Source organism: Dysgonomonas sp. ZJ709 (assembly GCF_011039195.1).
Classification (GTDB): Bacteria; Bacteroidota; Bacteroidia; order Bacteroidales; family Dysgonomonadaceae; genus Dysgonomonas.
In genome coordinates this window covers 88,065-109,930 of the sequence record NZ_JAAKEM010000014.1, presented here as the reverse complement: position 1 = coordinate 109,930, position 21,866 = coordinate 88,065, and the positions used below count along the sequence as shown (strand labels likewise).

Sequence of the window (21,866 nt, the reverse complement as noted above, 5' to 3'; positions counted from 1 at the left end):
AGGAATTTATAATGTTAATATTTGTTAGTAAAATGCAGGGCTTTATTAGAAGCTCTAGCGGATTTTACTTAACCGGTGGTATACTTTTCAATTATTTTAGTGGACTACTTTTCAATTATATTATACACTTCTTTGCCGAATACATTAAATGCCCTGTCAAATATTTCGGCTTCTTTTTTCAGCAGGGAATCGGGAGTTTCCGCTTTGGGTGGCTCCTTGTCTGAATACTGGAATTTGCGGCACGAGCTGACAAGGCTTAAGGGTGTTTTAGTCTCTCCGTAGCCTAATACCAAAAAACCTTCTTCTCTCATGCGTTGGGCTAAAAGCGTGTAGTCGCCATCGCTGGCCACAATGCAAAAACCGTTTACAATACCTGAATGGATTAAATCCATGGCATCCATAACTAAGGCAATATCCGTAGAGTTTTTACCCTTAACATAGGATGGAGCTTCTATTAAGCGGAATGCAAGTTCTTTAGCAGGTTCTTTCCATTGGGATGTCCCTGTTTTAGACCAGTCGGCATATATTCTTTTTACAATGGGAGTACCATAGCCGGATACAAATTTCACTGCATCGTTTAACTTTGAAGCTGTCGCATTATCTCCGTCTACCAGAATGGCGAGAGATACCTGAGATTTGTCTTTGGATTCTTTTTTTGCCATTGTACTACTATTTTGTTCGTTTTATTAGCCGGGATATAATGACTGCTTGCACAATAAACAGCCGCAAGCGTGAATCAGGGAGCATAAGATTCCCCCATAAGCAACTCTATTTTAGTTCAACGAAAAGCCACCGGGTCGATTTAGAAGATACTCAGCTACTGTCTGATCCTTGACTTCGGGATGGGGTATTAACGAATATTTATCAACTATTTCATCCAGCAAGTTAACAGGCAGATGCAAATAAACTGCAAAATCAGGGTAATAAGACAATCCGAAACCAAACATAATCCCGTCCCTTTCACCTGTGCAATCAATCATAAAAACACAGTAATTGTGTTTATGCTCCGCATCAAGATTAAGGATTACTTCTGCATCGGACAATTCCTGCGGTTGTATTTTCTGCGGCATTAATTGATAGTAGTCAAAATCTTTCCACCCTTTTTTGATATAAGTAGTGTATAGCTCCTGAAGCTCTCCGGTAGATAAATGTTTTATATTGTAAAAACGTTCCGTCATGATTCACTCCTTGTTTATCCTGCCACAAATATATGGATAAAAATAAAAAACAAGCCGTTCATTTTGATAAACAGCTTGTTCGATTGGGTTTTTGTTACTTTTTTTCGCACGTTTCTTGAAGCTCATGAAAAAGTAACCGGGCAAATTATTCACCCGTCTTATGTTATCAATAAAAGTTTTGTTATGTATCCTGTTTTTGTGAGTTTTCCATCTTGCCAAAATTCGAATTTTCCATATTGGAATTTCATCAGGGGGATGGTTTTATATTCGATATATGTCTTAAACTCTTTAATATTATTACTGCTCCTGCCTGTCAGATTGCCGAATATGAAAGGGATAAAGATAGTATCATCACTTTCGATAATCGTTTCTCCATTTTGTCTTATTTCCTGTTTCATACTATTATTGATGTATTTATTCGATTGTGTATTTTCCTAAAAAACCTCTACATGGGACTACTAAGAAATCCTGATCCATAAGGAATATATCGGCATCATGAAGTGCCTGGTTTTCATGTCCTACGGCATGGACGCAGATGTAAAATTCATCCCAATCCCATCCGTGAATAACAAGCCCTGTGAGCCTGCGTCCTACATATCCAAAATCTTCATGCGGTTTGAACTGCCGTTCGGCTTTGAATATATGACCTCTGTATCTGAATTCATAAACTTTCAATCCTTTGGTAACAACATGCTTTAGCTTTTCTATGAGTTTATTTCTCCTGCTATAATAATAATTTGGGATAGCTTTATCCATTAGGTTACGATACTTCATAGCTTCGTTGATCTCAGCCAAACCTGCAAGCAGGTCGGCTTCATCGGTACAATATCGGGCGTGCGTATAGTTAGATAGCTTTCGCATAGCGTTTTTGTATTTCGGTTTCTAAGATTGTTTCAAGTTCTACAAGTCGCTGTTCCTTATCTTTTACTTTCTGCATGGCATTGAGCCAAATAGGGTCAGCCTCAAAATCGTGGAACAATGTTTTCTTTCGTTCCTCTTCGTATTTCTTTACCTTGTTTCGGCTTCTTGTCAGCCACGCTTTAGCCGAAATAATTCGTGTGTAAAGACTATCGTGTTCTAACCGCAAGGAGGTACGTTTATCATAATTGGTCAGCCATGTACAAATGTCTTCTTTAGGGTGTTGGCATTGTACTTTGGCTGCTCGCCAACGGATTACCCAATTGTATTTTTCTTTCAGATAAAGCGGAATATCGTATCTGAATAAAATTGTATCGGGTGTTTTATTGTCCCTGCTTCTGTAACCGATGGATATAACTACCCATCGGTTTACATTGAGTTCTTGTTCTATTATCTTTTCCATTTTCTGTTGGTCGAAGTAATCTTTGAGTGCATCCATGTTTCAATAATTTATAGGTTTGCAATTCGATTATTTAATCAGTTACGCACTCATTCTCTTTTGAATCAGAGGTATATTCTGCCCGACAAGATTGAGTATTTGCTTGTGGTACTTACTGTTTTGGTTGCACACACCTGTACATTGGAGGATTTTCATTTCAGAGATCGATAACTCGATTGTTTCCATCGGCTGACCGTCTATAGAGGCGGTTAGAAGAAGTGAATCGGGTTTCAGATGATAATTGTTAGTAAAAATGCAATGGTGTAAATTATCTCCCTCCAACATTACTTCTTCGACACTCTCAAGTACTCTCACTTGGATTAACCCATCCGTAAATTGAATACCGAAGAACTTGGATTTTTCTTCGTTGAAAACGACTTGGTCTTCCAATGCTTTCTTTCTTGCTTCTTCCTTGCGTTCCTGTTCGTAGTATTCTTTTTTCTTCTTGACATATTTGTCGTGTTCGGCTTTTAGGTTCTTGGGACACACATATTTTGCATTGTGCAGATCTTTCCCGAAAAAGCGAAGCAAGTCGATATAATCACACCACTGGGAAACCTTTTCTATCTTATATCCATTTCTAAAACAAATGCGGACAGATGCCCAATAGTCGTTTATATCCTTTCGGGTGTTATAAGCAAAATAACGGAATAAATCTGTCTGCCCTGCTTTGAGTAGTGTTTCAGCTTTGCTGTTACTTAATAGAAAACTGAACAGATCAAAAGGTGTAAGGTTATAAAACTGTTTTTTATAGCCACTCCTTTGTACTTCGGGGATTAACTTCTGCTGTGGATATATTTCGGTAGGCGTGATATTGTACAATGACCTTTCGGGACGAATTTCAAGGTCGCTCCACCAACTCCATTCATGCCCATAGAAACCCATTGGTCTTAGTCGTGCCATAGTCGCATATTTGCCATTGGGAGCAACCCATCGTTGTACCACTTCCGAATGGAAATACTGAGGTTCTTCTCCTTTTTTCATCTTACATTCAATATAGAAGAAACGCAAGACTTGAAAACCCTCACAGGCAGTAACGATACACAGGTATTCGTAATCCAAGAAAGTACGTTTGCGTGTTTTTTCTATCTTTAGTTTGGTATTGCAATGCGGACAGGTACAGTGTTCCATTATTGTGGTATCAGTCCATGCGTGGTTGCATTCCAGACAAGTAATAACGCTCTTGGTTGTCTTATGTCCGATATGTTCTATACAGTTCCTATATGCCCATTGTATTTGGGTATCGGTTATTTTGGGTAATTTCTTACTCGCTTCAACGATTTGTTTTTGGAATTTAGTCTTTGGTTTCATGGGTCAAAACAGGCTTAGTTGGTTAGTAGACTCGGGTTGTTTGGCATTGGCTTTCTTCTTGGGTTGCATCGCTCGGTTATAGGCTTCGTTATGTGCTTTTTGGATGGCTTCTTTGCGTACTTCCTCCTGCTCTTCTGCCGTTAAAATTACCGTATGATTAACTACAACCTTGCAATTAATAGGATTGCCGATTTCAATATTTTCTTGTTGGTAAAAATGTACAGCCATGCCGAAAATCTCTTCCCTCGTAAATCCATTGCAACCGCTTTTCTGAACCGTATTTAATATAAATCGGATGCAGTCGTCAAGGTTCTTTTTGGGATTGGTGTATACCCTTTCAAAGAGTGTATCGCTTGCTACTCGTTCTTCCAAATAGGCTAGGATGGTATTTTTAAAATGATCGGTTGATTTCATGATTATTATGCTTTTAGGTTTAAAATTGTGTTTAACTCGTTTCTCTTGCTTTTGGAAAATATCCACCCTGCTTGCTTCTGTTCATTGTGGGTCAATCTCGGATTGAATTTTCCGCCCATTGCCAAAAGCAAGTCTTTGATAGCTTTGGTATCACCAAAGAGGGCAATTGCTTTCTGCGAATAATCTACTATCTCAAATTGTAGCTTTTCGTTACTGATTTGAGTTTTAGTCTGCTCTTTGGGTTCTGTTTTGAATGCTTTGACGGAGGTGGTTTTGATATGGATATTATCCGCACTTCCTGCGATATAGGCAAAGTATTCGATTGCTCTTTCACAATCTGAAAAGGTTTCCTTTTCGATAATCCATCCGTGGTAACTGCTTTCGCCTAAATAGTACCCTGCACCCATAGAATATTTTTCTCTGTGTTCATATTCTTCATTGTACTCTGCTAAATAGGCTGTTTCTTCAAAATTGGATGCACATTTACGCATTTCAGAGAAGATGTCCCTTTTGTGTTTGGAGAATCCGAGTATAACGGTTCGTGCGGTGGATGATGCAAAATAATCTGTTTGTGAATCGGATTCATCTTGTTTTAAATGTGCGACAATAATGGCTTTGGCATCCATTGGGAGGTTGTCTTTCAGCCATTGGCGACCAATTACTTTAACGGCTTCTACACGCTCTTTTTCTCGCTGTTCCTCTTCTTGTTCCTTAGCCTCTTGTTCTTTGGCTTTAGCTAGTATTTCGGCTACTTCTTCATCGGTTTTGAATACAATGTTGTGTTCATCGAAATACATACCGATACCAAACTTTTGGCTCAAAGGGCGTATGATTTCGGAGGTATCAAAATGGAATGTTCTGAGGTTGATTAAATGATAATGTACTCCCCAACGGTCTTGGGTTATATCGTACACTACATATTTATCATAGCTGTAACCCTCCATGCGGATGATTTGGTTAATGGCTACTGCTTGCTGGTCTTTATCTATGGTTTGTCTGCTTGCTAATAAATATACTTTGTTCATGGTATTGTTATTTGATGTTATACAAATTGATGATTGGTATTGAATTGGCTTTTGCCTTGCGGACAGTGTAAGCCGTTCCGCTTCTGAATCCTCCATCGTGGTAAGCAATAAGCAATGATGAATTGTGTATCATGTAATCGTTACGGCGAAGAAAACAACCGTCATAGTATTGGCTAGACAGAATGATATTGGATGTGGCTCTGTCTGCTATATCTATATAGCGTAGTTTGTCCTCCCTGTCAAATGCTCTGTGATGTCCTGCGTATGGAACGACACAAAAGAGTTGTATATCGGAATATATCTTTTGTAGTTCCAATACTGCTTCCGCTGCTAACAAGTCGAAGCCTTGTGCTGCACCCACATAACAGGCTCTGAAGCCATTGTTATAGGCTTGTGTCAGCGTTGCCAACAAATCGGTTCTTACTTGCTCTGCATCGGTTGACCCACTAATGGTACGGTGTCCTGTAAAGGCTATGGATTTGCTTTTTTCTACATGTATGATATTCATAGTTGGATGTTTTAAAAGATTAATACTACAATCAGGGAGATAACTATCATCAGCAACAGGATAGAGAGTACTGAAAAGAATATGCTGACTGACAAACGGATGATTTTAAGCACGCTACGGATAAGTATATATATTCCCACCACAGACACTGCTGATACTCCTATTCTGTACACACACCACACGCAAACACCCAACAGAGCTACTCTACAAACCAATTTTATGTTAATTCCGGCAGGAGCGTCATTTTGTTTCATTATTTGTTTTTCGTTTCTCATAATCATGACTTTTTTTTTCTTCTGCGGCATCCGACAGGTCGGTCATTTTTGTTTCATAGAGCAACAAGAGGTATTGTGATTTTTGATAGAGATATTTTTTTGGGATAAATACGCTCGCCCAAAGGGAAAGAGGAAGATTTTCACGAAAAATGCGAAGCGGAATATCTATGACAAAAACACCATCATACCTTTGCTCGATGAACAAATGACCGACTTTGGATAAAGGAAGAATTGAGGAATGATTATAGGAGAAATGAAAAAGAAATGCAATAATCAATTATTTCAAAATATATGGTTTAGACCATATCAATAAGGAGGAGATGAGTTGTTTAAATCAAGGGTATATCGGAAGAATATACGCTTGGTTCTCTATCCGGGACTTTCTTTGCAGTGGATAGTTATGTGGTGCAGGGGGAATATACAGTAATAGTATATATTTCGGCTGCAAAGGTACGTAATTGCTTTTTTGAAAGAATAACTTGTGAGAATAATTTGATTATTTTATCGCTTTCCCAATAAGCGTTTGCGTTGTTCCAGAGTGGATTCAGGGGGTTGTCTTTCACTGGGCTTTACGATACAGCTATTACTCCCGTATACTGAGTGTAAATAATAGATACTTTATTCCTTTATAAAGCTCTTTCTCTATTTAATTGATAAAGGTATTCTCACAAGCATATTTCTAAATACCAAACAATCAAAGTAAAATTACTTATTTAATGTTTCATATATTAAACATATAATATATATTTGCATTAAATATGAATCATAATGAAAAAGACAAACGCAATATTATTACCAAAGTTAGCACAGATCTTAGCTGATATGGGCGAGAATATAAAACTTGCACGTTTGCGGCGAAAACTAACGGCTGAACAAGTTTCAGAACGAGCAGGCATATCCCGATCTACACTTTGGCAAGTGGAAAAAGGAGAATCGAGTGTTTCGATGGGAATTTATGCCCAAGTGCTGTTTGTGCTTGGATTAGAAAAAGACTTGTCTCAGATCGCATCAAATGATATATTGGGACGCAAATTACAGGATGCTGAGCTGCTGGTCGGCAAACGTGCTCCAAAGAATAAAAAATCTGCACAATGAAGAATCAAAAGAAAGAAATATTCGTTTATGCTGACTGGCTTGAATTGAATGAGGCTCAGTTAATGGGCAAGCTGACTGTCGATTATTTGAGAGGTAAAGAGATCTTTTCCTTTGAATATAATAATAATTGGCTCAACTCGGGTAAAGCACAAACGCTAGATCCGGATTTAATGCTATTCTCAGGAATGCAATATTTGAGAGAAGAGAAATCAAATTTCGGATTATTTCTTGATTCCTCCCCTGACAGATGGGGACGGGTTCTAATGAAACGGCGAGAAGCAATCTTGGCTAAGTCTGAAAAAAGACCGATGAGTACTCTTTTTGAATCCGATTTCTTATTGGGTGTTTACGATTTGCATCGAATGGGGGCGTTGCGCTTCAAAATAGATGAGGATGGTATGTTCTTAGACGATAATAAGGATTATTCCGCTCCTCCTTGGACTTCAATACGAGAGTTGGAACATGCCAGCCTTGAGTTAGAGAAGAATATAGAAAAGGATAATCCCGAAATACTAAAGTGGTTGAATATGCTGATGGCTCCCGGCTCTTCTTTAGGTGGTGCCAGACCAAAAGCCAGTATTCAACATACAGATGGATCGCTTTGGATTGCAAAATTTCCGAGCAATAGCGATGATCAAAATACAGGAGCGTGGGAAATGGTTATAAGTGAGTTGGCTCAAAAAGCAGGAATTAATATGGCTGAGGGTATTGTGAAAAAATACAACAGTAAATACCATACCTATTTGACAAAGCGTTTTGATAGAACTAATGAAGGAAAAAGAATTCATTTTGCATCTGCCATGACCTTACTAGGATATATCGATGGAGCTGATTCTCAAGATGGAGTAAGCTATCTTGAGTTAGTTGAATTCATCATTCAGAATGGAGCTAATGTAAAAGAAGATTTAATTGAACTATTTAAACGTATTGTCTTTTCAATAGCAGTGAGTAATACGGATGACCACCTCCGAAATCATGGATTTATTTTGACAACATCGGGTTGGATATTGTCTCCTGCCTATGATATCAATCCCAATCCTTACGGAACAGGACTGAAGCTTAATATATCGGAAGATGATAATTCGTTAGATTTTGATTTGGCATTGAGCGTTGCAAAGTATTACAGATTATCGAATCAGGAAGCAGAAGATATAATTGCAAATATTAAGAGAATCGTTTCTAAATGGAGAGCGATTGCTATCAAATATCAGATTCCAAATTCAGAACAAGACATGATGGAATCAGCATTCACGTATTGACGGTAAGACCAATGAAAATGTGCATCTTCCGCTCTTTCGTTAGTTGCAGAAACTAAACAAGAAAAGCCGTATATTGAATATAATCTTTATATCGATCAGGACGATAAAACACATTTCATCTTCATCGAAGAATGACCCGACATAAAGGCATTGGATATTCATTGTCAGACAGAACACTTTAGAAGACTTGTTCCGCAAATAGATAAATTCTAATTGAAAAACGGTACGGTAATTATTATGGATTCATTTTGCAGATAAGTTAAGAATCATTTTTTCGCATAACAATCCCCACTTAGGCTTGTACTATTCAGCGGCAGTTGTTTCCAAAATGGAAACAACTGAATCGGATAGCAACTCGTTTGTTTCAAATATATTCTTAAGTGTATCACTTTACATAAGAATACACTTAGCATAATATCAGACTATAAGCAAGTGTACATTTTGGGACTCTTGTCCTCTATCCGAGAATGTCTTTGTAGTATATGGGAGCATAACCAACGGAATAGATTTTCACAGGGTTATTATATGTCTTAGTATTAAGATTTCAACATTAACAAATTAGGATAATACAACCATTGTTTTGTATTTGTTCCGATATGTTTTCATATATCTTATTTCAAAAATGATCGGCCCGCTCCTTCGAAAATCTACCTAAATATCTGCCTGAATAAAGATTGAAGGAAATGAGGTGGAAATTTCTAGAGTAGATAGCAGATATAAGACAGCCCATAAATAACTGTACCCGATACTTCAGATAGTACCGGGTACAGTTATTTATAATCCTGTCATTAGGGTTTTCAATTTAAGGAGAAGACGGACAGATTATGCAGAATATAAGATTCCGGCTTATTGTTATTTCTATTATAGAATTCAGTTTGTATAAGTTTCCTGATGGTTTCTGCCTGAAAAGTGCGTATGCGGTAGCATAATGTAATAATTGTTTCAAGATTGTAATAAACTGTAATACGTTCAATATCCTGTTCTTTGTATCTATACTCCTTGACAGCATCTTTTTCATTTAGAATACCGGCTTTGAAAATTGCCCGTAGATTGTTTCCAATAGTATTTTGATATACCATTAGCAAGTAGGCTATTTCAGGTTTTGTCATCCAGACTTCTCCACCGGCAGGAACTATCTCTATGGAGGTTCTTGTATTGAAATTTTCAGTTATTTTGATTATGCTTCTATTCATGATAATGTTATTTTACTATTGGAATTAATCCATTACTTTTTAGGTTTTCGCTTTACAGTATGTTTTACCGGGAGTATCGCTAAATTAAGCTCCAGGGTTGTCTCAGTATCAGTTGTCTCAAATGATGGCAATTGTTATTTGTGTTGCAACAGGATTTTTGAGAATCGTCGACAGCATATACAATGCTTTTTCACTCAGACTTTGTTATTGATGTCGATGAGAATCTGAGGTTTGAGAGGTGGTCAAATTTTTTGACCACCTTATTTTTGTCCTCTTCTGTCAAAGTAATAATGTAACCTTCGGGAAATTTATCAGAATTATTTCTTATAGCCTGATTAACATGTTTAGTTGCCACTGCGTACAAGTTTGCGACATCTGTATCCAGTATAACCTGTTGTCCCTGAATAAGAATAATTTTATCTTTAATTTTTTCTAAATTCATTGCTTTTAATTTCAGGTTTATTTTAGGCTGTTATTGTCTGATTATCTGATACATTCAGCTTTTGGGCTAATTTATCCATATCCTCGCTCAGCTTCTTATCGATTATCCGGGCATATATCTGAGTAGTTTTTATTTTTGTATGCCCCAATAACTTCGAAACACTCTCTATCGACATACCTTCTGTCAGGCATAAAGTTGCGAAAGTGTGCCTGGCAACGTGGCAGGTTATTTTTTTATCAATACCGCAAATAGTAGCAATTTCAAACAAGTAACTGTTCATTTTTTGATTACTGATAACCGGCAATAGTTTACCATTATCCTGTGAGTTTTCGTATTTCTTTAAAACAGCCGCCGGTATATCCAGCAAACGGACTTTGTAAGGAACCCCTGTTTTGTTACGTGTATCCATGATCCATAAATGACCATCTATTCCTTTCTTTATTTTATCTGTTGTCAGGTCAGATAAATCAGAGTAAGATAATCCGCTGTAGCAACAGAAAAGGAAAATATCCCTCACTTTGTCCAATCTTTCGCACCCGAATTCTTTATTCGACAGTACTGTTAATTCCTCCTGAGTCAAATACGAGCGTTCTATCTTTTCAAAATGAATCTTAAAATTGGCGAACGGGTCGGCAAAAGCTTCCCCCGTATTCTTAATATAGTAGAAGACAGCCCTCAAATGCTGAATCGTTTTCATTGTATTATTATTGGCAGAGTTATAATTATTGCGAAGAAACAAGTAAAAATCCTGAAGGAAAACAGTTGTAATCTCTCTGTAAGGCATATCAGTCACATCGTATTTCTCTTTCATAAATTCGCATAACCTTTTCTTTGCCGTTTCATATCTCATGTAAGTAGTTCGTGTAACCATCATACCTACTTTAGATTTGTATTGCTCATTGAATTTATCAAAATAATACATAATCGACTTGCTCTTTTCCTCTAATCCTAGCAATGCGTTTTTTATTTTATCAGGAGTAACATAACCATTGACATCCGTCAGTTTGTTATAATACATAGATGCTTTAGCCCGTATATTATCCAACATACGATTTAAGTTTGCCGCATTGACACTGTTTCCTTTGGCTTTTCCATAAGTATTATCCCAAAGCGAAGGGATAATTTCGAGCTTTGTACTGAACTGCGAACGTTCACCGTCTACAGTAATCCGTCCCATTATAATCACATTACCGTTTTTCTTCGGATTACCTCTTTTGATATAAAAAAGAATCCTGAATGTACTTCTTCTCATACTCTTTCGATTTAAATTACAAAAATAAATTTAATTGATTCGAAAGAAGAACAGGTAGGCAGACAATATGCGACAAAACAGAGACTTATGCTCTAAATCGGTACCTGTTTTGGCATTTTCAAAACAGGTACCGATTTAGTACCTATTTCTTGTCTGCCGTTGGCTTTTTGTAGTCTTTAAATTGGAATAGATATTAAAAAAATAGCTTCCAATCTATTGATTTGGAAGCTATTATCTATATATTTCTCTCTGATGTCTCTCAGAGACAGAGCGAAAGACGGGACTCGAACCCGCGACCCCGACCTTGGCAAGGTCGTGCTCTACCAACTGAGCTACTTTCGCAATTGAGAGTGCAAATATAGATGCTATTTTTAATTATTCAAAATTTTCTCTCAAATTTCCTCTAAAAATATTACAATTATTTGACTTCCCAAGTATCTTTAGTCATCAAATAATCTCTTAATGTGCGGGTTGTATCTTTTTCCTGCACATCTTTTATTTGTTGTTCTACCCCCTGATCATAAACCGGACTATCAACATCACGCACAACACCTAATGCGATAGGTAATCCCTGTTCTAATGACATCATGCCCAGCTTTTGATGCAAAGTATTATCTATTTCTTTAGCATCATGTACCAGCACATCATCCATTGTATAGCCTTCCTGACCAATAGTCACAGCTTTCAGCTTCCAACCGTCAACAACAAGCCCTTTATCTTTATTTGTACCGAACAACATCTTCTCACCATGCTTAAGCAAGATAGTACGTTCGTCTCTCCAAGCCTTGTTCACAATGTTGCTATGGATATCGTCATTAAAGATTACACAATTCTGAAGTATCTCAACTACAGAAGTCCCTTTATGATTAGCAGCTTTTACTAGCGTATCAGTAGTATTAGCCAAATCAACATCGATAGCACGGGCAAAAAATGTTCCGCGCGCACCAAGGCACAATTCTACGGGATGAAAAGGATCTTCAATCGTACCATAAGGCGACGATTTAGAAACAAAACCTCTATCCGATGTCGGAGAGTATTGCCCTTTCGTCAATCCGTATATTTTATTATTTAGTAGCAGTATATTCAAATCTATGTTGCGGCGTACGGCATGTATAAAGTGATTACCACCAATCGCCAAACAGTCTCCATCGCCTGTTGCCAACCAAACCGAAAGTTCAGGCTTAGCCGTTTTCACACCCGTTGCCACAGCTGCCCCACGTCCATGAATAGTATGGAAACCATAAGTATTCATATAATAAGGCAAACGCGAAGAGCAACCAATACCCGAAACAACAGCTGTCATATGGGGTTCGAGTTTCAACTCGGCCATCGCCTTATAAAGGCAGTTAAGTAAAGCATGGTCACCACACCCGGGGCACCAACGTACATACTGATCACTCTTATAATCTTTCGCCTGACGCGTATCTATTTGCAAATTTGTATCTATCATAATGTTTACTCCCCCATCTTTTTAGTGAAAGCCCCTATTAAATCTGACACCTCAAATGGTTGTCCTTCTATTTTATTATAACGCGAAAGTTGTAATCCGCTTATTTTCTCTTGCAGGTATCCTGCAAATTGTCCGCTATTTTGCTCTGCCACAATCACTTTATTATATTGCTTCAAAACAGATTCTGCATTCTTAGGCAATGGACTGATAAAATGGAAATGAGCTAGAGCAATCTTCTGACCTGCATCATTCATTTTCTCAATAGCTTCGCGTAAATGTCCATATGTACCACCCCACCCTACAACAAGTAAATCGGCATCTTTAGAACCAATAATTTCGAGTTCAGGTATATAATCGGCAATCTTATCTATTTTAGCCTGACGTACATCCACCATTTTTTGGTGATTAGCCGAGTCTGTAGAAATAGCACCTGTGTTGTAATCTTTCTCAAGTCCGCCTATACGGTGCGTACAGCCTTCTGTTCCTGCTGCTGCCCAATAACGAGCATAAGTCTCATCATCACGCAACGCACTGCTCCATTCATTGCTTCTAAATAGACTAACATCATGCGGAGTAATAGACGGAAATCTATCTAAATCGGGGATCCTCCATGCCGACGAGCCGTTCGCAATATATCCGTCTGTTAGTAATATAACAGGAGTTATATGCTCTAACGCTATTTTGGATGCCCAATAAGCCATATCGAAACAATTTGTCGGACTTGCTGCCGCAACTACCACAAGAGGGCTTTCGCCATTACGACCATAAAGAGCCTGACGCAAATCTGTTTGTTCAGTTTTAGTTGGTAAACCGGTAGAAGGACCTCCTCGCTGAACATCGACTACCACAAGCGGAAGTTCTGCCATAACAGCCAAGCCAATAGCCTCCCCTTTAAGAGCAAGCCCCGGACCGGATGTTGTAGTTACCGCAAGGCTTCCCGCAAAGCTGGCACCAATAGCAGTACATACACCTGCTATTTCATCTTCTAATTGAATCGCTTTTACGCCCAACTGTTTTAACTTAACCAGTTCGTGCAATATATCGGTAGCTGGTGTAATCGGATAAGAACCCAAGAACAACGGTTTGCCCGAAATCTCGGAAGCCGCAACCAAGCCATAAGCCGTCGCTGAATTCCCATTTACATCTATATAAAATCCTTTTTCTACATCTATTGTTTCTACACGATATGAAGAAACAGTCATATCACGGTTTTGTCCGTAGTTAAAGCCATCGGTCAAAACCTTTAGATTCGCCTCAACAAGTATCGGTTTTTTAGAAAATTTAGTCGAAAGCATATGGTTCGCCACATCCAACGACCTATTAAATAACCAACAAACAAGACCTAAAGAAAACATGTTTTTGCAACGCGTACGCGATTTACTATCCAAATCGAAACCTTCGAGGCTGGCACGCGTCAGCGACGTGATCGGCACAGCAACCACCTCTTGTGTAGTCAATCCGATTTCTACAAACGGATCTTCTGTCGCAAATAAAGCCTTCTCCAAATCTTTCTTCAAGAATGAATCTGTATCGATAAGAATCACAGAATCCTGTTTCAAATATTTGGCATTTACCTTTAATGCAGCAGGATTCATAGCAACCAAAACATCGGCTTTTTCGCCCGAGTTGTGAATATTAGCACCTAAATGTACCTGAAAACCCGAAACTCCGGAAAGTGTGCCCTGAGGCGCACGGATTTCGGCAGGATAATCCGGGAATGTAGCTATTTGATTACCAAAAATCGCTGATAAGTTAGAGAAGATTGTTCCTGTTAATTGCATTCCATCTCCCGAGTCTCCCGAGAAGCGGATAACGACATCTTTTACGTCTTTTATGTTTACTTTATTCTGCATTTTTCTATAAGAAATAGTCTTTATTAGTTTTAGAATAACAAAGTAACAAAATATATACAAGAAAACAAGGTTCTTACATATAGAAAATAAACTTTGCCTTTTAATGTCATTTAGATTACAAAAACAAGCTGATACAACAATGTGAGCCAAACATTTGAATATCCGGCTCACATTTTAACTATTCTATATTAAAAATTATTCTTTAGGAATAGCTGCTTCATCCATAAAAACCACTTCCCATAGATGCCCGTCGGGATCTTGAAATCCCCAACTATACATCCAGCCGTAATCCTGCGGTTTATTCGATGGAGCTGCTCCATTTTTAAGAGCGGTATTAATTAGATCTTCGACACGCTGCCTACTCTCAACCGAAAAACAAACAATAGCTTCGGTTGATGTTTTAGAATCGCTTATCGTTTTCTTCCCAATAAAATCTTTAAAGAAAGGCTCCTTTAAAAACATTACGTATGAATCGTTCGTAATAATCATACATGTCGCATTGTCGTCTGTAAAATCCGGATTGAATTTAAAATCCAACTTTTCCCAAAACTCTATTGTCCGCTTCAGGTCTTTAACCGGCAGATTCACATATATCCCTGTTGCCATATTATCACATCAATTATATAACTAATAAAATACTATATCTTATTAATAACAAATACCAAGCCGAAATGACTACCGGATTAACTATGTTTTACAACAATAAACTTTGATACTTATTCATCCCAAGCCTCATAGCCTCCATCTATACTATATACCTCTTGAAAGCCTTGCTGAGAAAGATACATGGCCACAGACTGGCTACTGTTACCATGGTAACACATCACCAAAACCGGATGGGAAAAATCTGTTTTTTGTATAAAATCAAAAATACTGTCCTGCGACAAATGAATAGCGCCTGAGGCATGCCCCTCTTTGTAACTTTCGGAATCTCTAACATCTACTATTACAGCATTGTCATCATTCAATATCTCTTTGGCTTTTGCAGCACTTATCCTTTTAAATACATTCATTTTATATTTTATCCTTTTAATTATATTCTAGATATACCCTAAATTATATATATGAACAATACAGAGTAGCTTTTGTTATAAAATTACAATAAATTTATATTATGGTTAAAAAATCAATAATCGCACTAAGCGCACTACTTTTATCAATTTCAGTATTCTCACAAACGGAACCGGCTTATAAAAAAGGGAAATTCTACGCTCTTTGGGGATGGAACAGAAATGCATACACCAACTCCAACATCCATTTTAAAGGTAACGACTACGATTTCACTCTCTATCGTGTGAAAGCATCGGATAAGCAGAATAAGTTCAGTTATCACAACTATTTACAACCAAATCGTATTACAATTCCTCAAACTAATCTAAGGCTAGGTTACTTCATTAAAGACAACTTAGCGATAACATTAGGAGTCGATCACATGAAATATGTGGTGAATCAAAATCAAACAGTAGATATATCGGGTAATGTACGCCCGGGATTTGAATCGCATATCAACGATGATAATTCGATAAAACTCACAGAAGATTTTCTGATGTTTGAACATACTGACGGTCTTAATTACATTAACTCAGAAATAGAATACTACCGCAACTTTTATAAAAAAGATTTCTTAAAAGTAAATGGCTTAATTGGAGGGGGTGCAGGATTTCTTCTTCCCAAAACCAATTCGACTCTCATGGGTGAAGAAAGACACGATGCATTCCATCTGGCGGGATTCGGACTTACGGCAAAAGGTGGATTAGATATTCTTCTTTGGGATTTATTCTTCCTCAGAAGTGAGATCAAACAAGGCTATATAAATATGCCTAGTATAAGAACAACAGCCGATAGCAGCGACAAGGCCAAACAGACCTTTTGGTTTGTAGAATGGACATATATGTTCGGGTTTAGCTGGAGTTTTTAGACATCACACTACATATAATGTCAATCCGATAGACATAAGTAAAAAAAAGAAATACGACTTATTTATGAATAATAAGTCGTATTTCTTTTTTAGATAAATTAGTTTGATTAGATATCAGTTTTTCTTACACCTGACTGACCATAAATGCCTGCGATTCGTATTACCACGTCCCACTCTTACATTATCGGCAGCCAAATTCCGATATACGGAAACACCAGCTTTAATATTTTGACTACCGGAGCTACTAGTCCAAAAATAAATGCGACTTCCATAATTTAACGACGTAGCACCATCTATACTACCAACTAAAAGGGAGTTAAAACCTCCTTCCGCTAAAGTCTTTGATGTGCCGTTAGTATTGGTCGATATGCCAGCAGACGGAGCGCATCCACTCTTCATCGCGGTCCCGTGACCGAAAGCAGTACTAGAGCCACGATAGACATTCATATAAACCAAACGAGTAGGCTCCCCTCCCCAGTCAACAACCCATGAAGTAGGGCTAAAATTCGATGTAGACGAACTACTATACGCACCGGCATTATTATAAATCTCTTGTTCTAACTGATTCCACTCGCGATCACTCGGAAGATGCCAACCGTCAGGGCAGACCCCCTGAACATATTTGTTAGGTGCTGTACCTAGTGGACCCACCATTTCAACTTCGAATGCTTCGACCGCAGCCCCAATCACCTGCTGATCGATGGCTATACTGGTATTGCCTTTGGCAGCGGCGAACCAACTATAAAGCAAACCTTGATTTGGACTCCATGTTGAAGGTGCAGAACTCCAGTTAGCTGAACTTCCATTGGGATAGGCATATGCTACAATAGTCGAATCTGTTCCGCTGGTATGAACAGGAATAGCACCACCACCCATGCTCGGTGCATAATTCTTAGCAGCCAGATTTTGTGTCATCCAAACACCGGCGCTTCCAAACGTGGCTGCTTTAAAACTATTGCCATCCTGATCTTTATATATTTTTACATTCGCTGACAACAGCTCATTCCCAAGAAGTTGCCACTTCGAACCATCCCAAACATTCATACCTGTCGGTGTGGGTGCGCAAACATTTGTGTTGTAAACCATCAGCCCGACATGCGCTATTTTCTGTGTAGCATAATCAGATTCGCTACCTGTGAGCATCGGATAAAGATTAGTCAAGCTCGTAAGAGATACGCGAGGCATCAGTAACCCTTTAGTAGAGGTCGCCAAATTGCCCGACTCAGCATTCTTATCTTTTAATTCGAGCAATGCACCCGATGCAGGAGGTATATTCGAACCGATAGTTACTTGCGCATATAGACCTGAAGTTAAAGCTAATAAACTAATAAAAATTAGCTTAGTTAAATAAATCATCTTCATACTTAATTTATTGGTAATTGTAAGTTAGTGTGAACTCTTAGCTCCTGCAAAATTAACGAGCAAAAGAGTTAGTGAAAAACAAAGGAATGACGAGCATTCCGAAAATCTAAATTATGTATACTTTGTGCGTAATATCGCACCTTTTCAATAAAATACACATAACAAGTCCGGCTTAAGTAATATAATATTTGTGGCTGACGTAATTTATAAAATTTAGTTGCAAAAATAACTTTATAATTTCAAATATAAGCCATTCCAGTTATAATTTTTTAGTTAAAAAGATCACAACTCATTATATCGTATATTTAACACAATATAAGAGCAAAACTATCTGCAAGTAAAACACTTTTAAGCATTAAAATGTTCTCCGAAGGCAATAGTCTTTATGGATTTATATACGATTAATCACACTATAAATTACTGACACGAAAGAGCGTGAAGATTTATATTATTTTCGTAACTTTGTTTCTCTATTAGAATTACCATTATAATATTACGAGATGCCTGTAAAAATCCCCGACAACTTACCTGCAATAGAGCTTCTTAAGAAGGAGAATATATTCGTTATGAGCCAACTAAGGGCCGACGAACAAGATATACGCCCTCTGAGGGTTCTCGTTCTTAATCTGATGCCTATAAAAATCACGACTGAGACCGATTTGATACGCTTGCTGTCAAACAATCCGTTACAGGTAGAAATCGAGTTTCTTAAGTTGCAGACTCATACATCTAAAAATACACCGGAAGAGCATTTACTTGCATTCTACAAAAATTTTGAGGATGTAAAAGACGATTATTATGACGGCATGATTATTACAGGTGCACCTGTTGAAATGTTCGAATTCGAAGATGTAAACTATTGGGGAGAAATTACCGAAATATTCGATTGGGCGCGTAAGCGTGTCACATCCACTTTATATATATGCTGGGCAGCTCAGGCAGCTATGCATCATTTTTACAAGGTAAAAAAAGAATTGCTACCCGAAAAAATGTTCGGTGTATTCAAGCATATTGCTCACGACAAAAAATTTCCTCTCTTTCGTGGGTTCGACGACGAATTTTACATTCCTCACAGTCGACATACAACTGTAACGAGAGAAGATATTGTGAAGCATAACGAACTAAGAATATTATCAGAATCGGACGATTCGGGTGTTGGCATCGTGTGCTCAAGAGGTGGACGTGAATTTTATCTGACAGGGCATTCGGAATATGCTCCGCATACTCTGCATACCGAGTACACGAGAGATAAAGAAAAAGGGATGGATATTAAATTACCTCAGAATTATTATAAGAACGACAATCCAGATAATGCTCCTTTAGTGACTTGGGCCGGACATGGCAATTTATTATTCAACAACTGGTTGAACTATTTCGTTTATCAGGAAACACCTTACGATAAGACGCTAATTGAGAAGCTAGACGAGATAAAATCTACTAACGATTCATATATGTATCACATATAAATTAAATAACAGATGAAAAGATTATCTTGTCTGATATTAGGTGTTATTCTTTCTTTAACATCGATACATGCACAATCTGTAAGAAAAAATATGAACAAAGCGCTTATCATAATAGATATACAAAACGACTACTTCGAAGGGGGAGCTAATCCGCTTGTAGGTTCTTATGAAGCCAGCCTGAATGCAAAACTATTGCTTAACGATTTCAGAGCAAAAGGCTTACCTATTATACACATACAACATCTTGCAAACAGGGAGGGTGCAACTTTCTTTGCACCGAATACAAAGGGAGCCGAAATTCATGCAAATGTAACTCCTGTTGATGGCGAAAAAGTGATTGTAAAACATTTCCCCAATAGCTTTAGAGAAACAGAATTGCACGCTTATCTGCAATCTCTCAAGATCGACAAATTGGTTATCTGCGGAATGATGACCTCTATGTGTGTCGATTCTACTACACGTGCTGCCAAAGACTTAGGATACAACTGCACTGTTGTAGGCGATGCGTGTGCTGCTCCTAACTTACAAATCAATGGAAAAACTGTGGCAGCAAAAGATGTGCAAAATGCTTTTCTTGCAGCCTTAAACTATTTCTACTCCACAGTTTTAACTACAGAACAATACCTCAAATAAATTGATAAAAGCCCGAAAAATAGAATTATTAGCTCCAGCTAAGAATTTAGAATGCGGTATCGAAGCTATTAATCATGGCGCAGATGCTGTTTATATAGGATCACCTCAGTTTGGCGCACGTGCTGCCGCCAGTAATACACTCGAAGATATAAAAGAACTGGCAGAATATGCCCATCTTTTCGGAGTAAAGGTATATGTGGCCCTCAATACTATACTATCGGACAGAGAATTAGCCGATGCCGAAAAACTTATCTGGGATCTTTACAGTATCGCAAAGGTGGATGCACTAATTGTACAGGATATGGGTATCACAATGCTCAACCTCCCTCCTATTGCACTGCATGCCAGCACACAAGTAGACAACAGAGACGCTAAGAAAATAAAATTTCTCGAAGATGCAGGCTTTAAACAAATAGTTCTAGCCCGCGAATTGACAATTGACGAAATACGAAATATCGCTTCACAAGTAAACACACCACTCGAAGCCTTTGTGCATGGTGCTTTGTGTGTTTGTTATAGCGGTCAATGCTATCTTAGCCATGCCCTATCGGGCAGAAGCGCAAACAAAGGGGCATGCGCTCAATACTGCCGCTTACCTTACGATCTGGTGGATGCAACAGGCGAGAAAGTAATCTCTAAAAAGCATTTGCTCTCAATGAAGGATCTTAACTTGTCGGAAGATTTGGAAGAACTACTCGAAGCGGGTGTCAGCTCTCTAAAGATAGAAGGACGATTGAAAGATGTATCGTATGTAAAAAACACGGTAGCTTATTACAGGAAAAAGTTAGATGCAGTTTTAGCAAAGCATCCCGAATATGTCAGAGCATCATCGGGAAAATCGACCTATACATTCGAACCCTTATTGGATAAGAGTTTCAACAGAGGATTTACCAAGTATTTCCTACACGATCGTACCGATAATATATGGTCTGCTGATTCGCCCAAATCGATAGGTGAACCAATTGGAAAAATTACAGAAATCACAACACGATTTATTAAAATAAGCACTTCAAAGAAATTGCATAATGGCGATGGGCTTTGCTTTTTCAACAACAAGAAAGAGTTGGAAGGTATCCATGTCAATCGTGTGGAGGGAGATATGATTTACCCCTTATCGATACCCGAAGTCAGAAAAGGGACATTTGTGTACAGGAACTTTGATCATGAGTTTGAAAAGAACTTGTCAAAGAAAACTGCCGAACGAAAAATCAATACAACTATTGATATTAACGAAGTAGCTTTCGGTTTTTCTATACAAATAACCGATGAAGATGATAACTATTCTATCCTCAATTTTGAACAGACAAAAGAACCGGCACAAAAAGATCAGTCGGATAACATACGGAACAATTTAAGTAAAACAGGAAATACTATATTTCAGGTAGAAAAAGTGAATATTAATTTCACTCAAAATTGGTTTCTACCTTCCTCTGTCGTCTCTGAATGGAGGAGACTACTTGTCGAGAAACTTCTTTCAGTTCGATCGATCAAGTACCGTCAAGATACCATTACGCACAAGCAAACAACCCATGCATTTCCATTAAAAGAACTTACTTATCTTGGTAATGTAATGAATACTAAAAGCCAACAGTTTTATCTGCAACATCAGACAAATATTATACAGCCTGCCTTCGAAAAAGAAGTACAAAAAGATGTACCTCTGATGTTTACACGCCATTGTATCAAACAATCGCTTGGTTATTGTCCGAAAGAAAAGACAGAGAAACATCCATATACCGAGCCGTTCTATTTAACATATAACAATACCCGCTTACGCTTATCTTTCGATTGCAAAAATTGTGAGATGAAAGTGTTTCACGATTCACATTGAGATAATACATTTTTGCTATATTTTCTGTATCTTTGACCTCACTA

Annotated in this window: 24 protein-coding genes and 1 tRNA gene; 6 read left to right on the top strand and 19 right to left on the bottom strand. The window is 37.9% G+C overall.

Annotated elements, in window-relative coordinates:
• Positions 1-104: 104 nt before the first annotated feature.
• From G7Y56_RS11250 to G7Y56_RS11205, 10 genes are all read right to left on the bottom strand, one after another.
• The gene (locus G7Y56_RS11250; protein WP_165043481.1) at positions 105-662 is read right to left on the bottom strand and encodes an NYN domain-containing protein; all 558 of its coding nucleotides are present in this window, start codon (positions 660-662) and stop codon (positions 105-107) included.
• A gap of 111 nt (positions 663-773) precedes the next feature.
• Entirely contained in the window at positions 774-1,178 is a 405-nt protein-coding gene (locus G7Y56_RS11245) for a hypothetical protein (RefSeq protein ID WP_165043479.1), read from the bottom strand.
• A gap of 158 nt (positions 1,179-1,336) precedes the next feature.
• A complete protein-coding gene (locus G7Y56_RS11240) occupies positions 1,337-1,576 on the bottom strand; it encodes a hypothetical protein (protein WP_165043477.1) in 240 nt (79 codons plus the stop codon).
• A gap of 16 nt (positions 1,577-1,592) precedes the next feature.
• On the bottom strand, positions 1,593-2,039 hold the full coding sequence (locus G7Y56_RS11235; protein ID WP_165043475.1) for a hypothetical protein: 447 nt from the start codon (positions 2,037-2,039) through the stop codon (positions 1,593-1,595).
• The gene (locus G7Y56_RS11230; RefSeq protein WP_165043473.1) at positions 2,023-2,535 is read right to left on the bottom strand and encodes a hypothetical protein; all 513 of its coding nucleotides are present in this window, start codon (positions 2,533-2,535) and stop codon (positions 2,023-2,025) included. Before G7Y56_RS11230 ends, G7Y56_RS11235 begins: the two co-directional genes overlap by 17 nt.
• Before the next feature lie 42 nt (positions 2,536-2,577).
• Positions 2,578-3,846: a PcfJ domain-containing protein gene (locus tag G7Y56_RS11225; RefSeq protein WP_165043471.1), complete on the bottom strand. Its 1,269-nt coding sequence runs from the start codon at positions 3,844-3,846 to the stop codon at positions 2,578-2,580.
• 3 nt (positions 3,847-3,849) lie between these two features.
• A complete protein-coding gene (locus G7Y56_RS11220) occupies positions 3,850-4,260 on the bottom strand; it encodes a PcfK-like family protein (protein WP_165043469.1) in 411 nt (136 codons plus the stop codon).
• Positions 4,261-4,265: 5 nt separating this feature from the next.
• Positions 4,266-5,285, bottom strand: coding sequence for a fusion protein (locus tag G7Y56_RS11215; protein WP_165043467.1), 1,020 nt, complete (start codon positions 5,283-5,285; stop codon positions 4,266-4,268).
• A 7-nt stretch (positions 5,286-5,292) separates the two neighbouring features.
• Positions 5,293-5,793 carry an SLOG family protein gene (locus G7Y56_RS11210; protein ID WP_165027309.1) on the bottom strand — a complete coding sequence of 167 codons (501 nt, stop codon included), beginning with the start codon at positions 5,791-5,793 and terminating at the stop codon, positions 5,293-5,295.
• 11 nt (positions 5,794-5,804) lie between these two features.
• Positions 5,805-6,068, bottom strand: coding sequence for a hypothetical protein (locus tag G7Y56_RS11205; protein ID WP_165027306.1), 264 nt, complete (start codon positions 6,066-6,068; stop codon positions 5,805-5,807).
• 768 nt (positions 6,069-6,836) lie between these two features.
• Here G7Y56_RS11205 and G7Y56_RS11200 point away from each other — a divergent pair.
• Positions 6,837-7,163 (top strand): helix-turn-helix domain-containing protein, encoded by a 327-nt coding sequence (locus G7Y56_RS11200; protein WP_165027302.1) that lies wholly within the window; start codon positions 6,837-6,839, stop codon positions 7,161-7,163.
• Positions 7,160-8,422 carry a type II toxin-antitoxin system HipA family toxin gene (locus tag G7Y56_RS11195; RefSeq protein WP_165027295.1) on the top strand — a complete coding sequence of 421 codons (1,263 nt, stop codon included), beginning with the start codon at positions 7,160-7,162 and terminating at the stop codon, positions 8,420-8,422. Before G7Y56_RS11200 ends, G7Y56_RS11195 begins: the two co-directional genes overlap by 4 nt.
• Positions 8,423-9,219: 797 nt before the next feature.
• Here G7Y56_RS11195 and G7Y56_RS11190 read toward each other — a convergent pair.
• The 8 genes from G7Y56_RS11190 to glpE form a co-directional block, all read right to left on the bottom strand.
• Positions 9,220-9,615, bottom strand: coding sequence for a hypothetical protein (locus G7Y56_RS11190; protein WP_165027317.1), 396 nt, complete (start codon positions 9,613-9,615; stop codon positions 9,220-9,222).
• 190 nt (positions 9,616-9,805) lie between these two features.
• Positions 9,806-10,057 carry an ORF6N domain-containing protein gene (locus G7Y56_RS18615; protein WP_255491509.1) on the bottom strand — a complete coding sequence of 84 codons (252 nt, stop codon included), beginning with the start codon at positions 10,055-10,057 and terminating at the stop codon, positions 9,806-9,808.
• Positions 10,058-10,079: 22 nt separating this feature from the next.
• A complete protein-coding gene (locus G7Y56_RS11180; protein ID WP_165027315.1) occupies positions 10,080-11,309 on the bottom strand; it encodes a site-specific integrase in 1,230 nt (409 codons plus the stop codon).
• A gap of 269 nt (positions 11,310-11,578) precedes the next feature.
• Positions 11,579-11,651, bottom strand: a tRNA-Gly gene (locus tag G7Y56_RS11175).
• 76 nt (positions 11,652-11,727) lie between these two features.
• Positions 11,728-12,759: a 2-oxoacid:ferredoxin oxidoreductase subunit beta gene (locus tag G7Y56_RS11170; RefSeq protein ID WP_165043465.1), complete on the bottom strand. Its 1,032-nt coding sequence runs from the start codon at positions 12,757-12,759 to the stop codon at positions 11,728-11,730.
• A gap of 5 nt (positions 12,760-12,764) precedes the next feature.
• Entirely contained in the window at positions 12,765-14,612 is a 1,848-nt protein-coding gene (locus G7Y56_RS11165; RefSeq protein ID WP_165043463.1) for a 2-oxoacid:acceptor oxidoreductase subunit alpha, read from the bottom strand.
• Positions 14,613-14,807: 195 nt separating this feature from the next.
• Positions 14,808-15,218, bottom strand: a complete 411-nt coding sequence (locus tag G7Y56_RS11160; protein WP_165043461.1) for a VOC family protein — start codon at positions 15,216-15,218, stop codon at positions 14,808-14,810.
• Between the two features lie 110 nt (positions 15,219-15,328).
• A complete protein-coding gene (gene glpE / locus G7Y56_RS11155; RefSeq protein ID WP_165043459.1) occupies positions 15,329-15,625 on the bottom strand; it encodes a thiosulfate sulfurtransferase GlpE in 297 nt (98 codons plus the stop codon).
• Between the two features lie 101 nt (positions 15,626-15,726).
• Here glpE and G7Y56_RS11150 point away from each other — a divergent pair, with 101 nt between their 5' ends.
• Positions 15,727-16,530 (top strand): hypothetical protein, encoded by an 804-nt coding sequence (locus tag G7Y56_RS11150; RefSeq protein ID WP_221412556.1) that lies wholly within the window; start codon positions 15,727-15,729, stop codon positions 16,528-16,530.
• A gap of 114 nt (positions 16,531-16,644) precedes the next feature.
• On the opposite strand, the gene G7Y56_RS11145 is transcribed toward G7Y56_RS11150, so the two are convergent.
• Entirely contained in the window at positions 16,645-17,886 is a 1,242-nt protein-coding gene (locus G7Y56_RS11145; protein WP_165043457.1) for an FISUMP domain-containing protein, read from the bottom strand.
• A 506-nt stretch (positions 17,887-18,392) separates the two neighbouring features.
• On the opposite strand from G7Y56_RS11145, the gene metA reads away from it, so the two are divergent.
• From metA to G7Y56_RS11130, 3 genes are read left to right on the top strand one after another with little or no spacing between them, the layout of a single operon-like run.
• Positions 18,393-19,358, top strand: coding sequence for a homoserine O-succinyltransferase (gene metA, locus G7Y56_RS11140; RefSeq protein WP_165024451.1), 966 nt, complete (start codon positions 18,393-18,395; stop codon positions 19,356-19,358).
• Positions 19,359-19,370: 12 nt separating this feature from the next.
• On the top strand, positions 19,371-19,991 hold the full coding sequence (locus G7Y56_RS11135) for a cysteine hydrolase family protein (protein WP_255498729.1): 621 nt from the start codon (positions 19,371-19,373) through the stop codon (positions 19,989-19,991).
• 1 nt (position 19,992) lies between these two features.
• Complete coding sequence (locus G7Y56_RS11130) at positions 19,993-21,822, top strand: U32 family peptidase (RefSeq protein WP_165043455.1); 1,830 nt, start codon at positions 19,993-19,995, stop codon at positions 21,820-21,822.
• Positions 21,823-21,866 lie beyond the last annotated feature (44 nt).

What these genes read in the sequence shown, in the direction of transcription:
- G7Y56_RS11250 (WP_165043481.1), bottom strand. Translation starts at nt 662, where the DNA reads ATGGCAAAAAAAGAATCCAAAGACAAATCTCAGGTATCTCTCGCCATT.
- G7Y56_RS11245 (WP_165043479.1), bottom strand. Translation starts at nt 1,178, where the DNA reads ATGACGGAACGTTTTTACAATATAAAACATTTATCTACCGGAGAGCTT.
- G7Y56_RS11240 (WP_165043477.1), bottom strand. Translation starts at nt 1,576, where the DNA reads ATGAAACAGGAAATAAGACAAAATGGAGAAACGATTATCGAAAGTGAT.
- G7Y56_RS11235 (WP_165043475.1), bottom strand. Translation starts at nt 2,039, where the DNA reads ATGCGAAAGCTATCTAACTATACGCACGCCCGATATTGTACCGATGAA.
- G7Y56_RS11230 (WP_165043473.1), bottom strand. Translation starts at nt 2,535, where the DNA reads ATGGATGCACTCAAAGATTACTTCGACCAACAGAAAATGGAAAAGATA.
- G7Y56_RS11225 (WP_165043471.1), bottom strand. Translation starts at nt 3,846, where the DNA reads ATGAAACCAAAGACTAAATTCCAAAAACAAATCGTTGAAGCGAGTAAG.
- G7Y56_RS11220 (WP_165043469.1), bottom strand. Translation starts at nt 4,260, where the DNA reads ATGAAATCAACCGATCATTTTAAAAATACCATCCTAGCCTATTTGGAA.
- G7Y56_RS11215 (WP_165043467.1), bottom strand. Translation starts at nt 5,285, where the DNA reads ATGAACAAAGTATATTTATTAGCAAGCAGACAAACCATAGATAAAGAC.
- G7Y56_RS11210 (WP_165027309.1), bottom strand. Translation starts at nt 5,793, where the DNA reads ATGAATATCATACATGTAGAAAAAAGCAAATCCATAGCCTTTACAGGA.
- G7Y56_RS11205 (WP_165027306.1), bottom strand. Translation starts at nt 6,068, where the DNA reads ATGAGAAACGAAAAACAAATAATGAAACAAAATGACGCTCCTGCCGGA.
- G7Y56_RS11200 (WP_165027302.1), top strand. Translation starts at nt 6,837, where the DNA reads ATGAAAAAGACAAACGCAATATTATTACCAAAGTTAGCACAGATCTTA.
- G7Y56_RS11195 (WP_165027295.1), top strand. Translation starts at nt 7,160, where the DNA reads ATGAAGAATCAAAAGAAAGAAATATTCGTTTATGCTGACTGGCTTGAA.
- G7Y56_RS11190 (WP_165027317.1), bottom strand. Translation starts at nt 9,615, where the DNA reads ATGAATAGAAGCATAATCAAAATAACTGAAAATTTCAATACAAGAACC.
- G7Y56_RS18615 (WP_255491509.1), bottom strand. Translation starts at nt 10,057, where the DNA reads ATGAATTTAGAAAAAATTAAAGATAAAATTATTCTTATTCAGGGACAA.
- G7Y56_RS11180 (WP_165027315.1), bottom strand. Translation starts at nt 11,309, where the DNA reads ATGAGAAGAAGTACATTCAGGATTCTTTTTTATATCAAAAGAGGTAAT.
- G7Y56_RS11170 (WP_165043465.1), bottom strand. Translation starts at nt 12,759, where the DNA reads ATGATAGATACAAATTTGCAAATAGATACGCGTCAGGCGAAAGATTAT.
- G7Y56_RS11165 (WP_165043463.1), bottom strand. Translation starts at nt 14,612, where the DNA reads ATGCAGAATAAAGTAAACATAAAAGACGTAAAAGATGTCGTTATCCGC.
- G7Y56_RS11160 (WP_165043461.1), bottom strand. Translation starts at nt 15,218, where the DNA reads ATGGCAACAGGGATATATGTGAATCTGCCGGTTAAAGACCTGAAGCGG.
- glpE (WP_165043459.1), bottom strand. Translation starts at nt 15,625, where the DNA reads ATGAATGTATTTAAAAGGATAAGTGCTGCAAAAGCCAAAGAGATATTG.
- G7Y56_RS11150 (WP_221412556.1), top strand. Translation starts at nt 15,727, where the DNA reads ATGGTTAAAAAATCAATAATCGCACTAAGCGCACTACTTTTATCAATT.
- G7Y56_RS11145 (WP_165043457.1), bottom strand. Translation starts at nt 17,886, where the DNA reads ATGATTTATTTAACTAAGCTAATTTTTATTAGTTTATTAGCTTTAACT.
- metA (WP_165024451.1), top strand. Translation starts at nt 18,393, where the DNA reads ATGCCTGTAAAAATCCCCGACAACTTACCTGCAATAGAGCTTCTTAAG.
- G7Y56_RS11135 (WP_255498729.1), top strand. Translation starts at nt 19,371, where the DNA reads ATGAAAAGATTATCTTGTCTGATATTAGGTGTTATTCTTTCTTTAACA.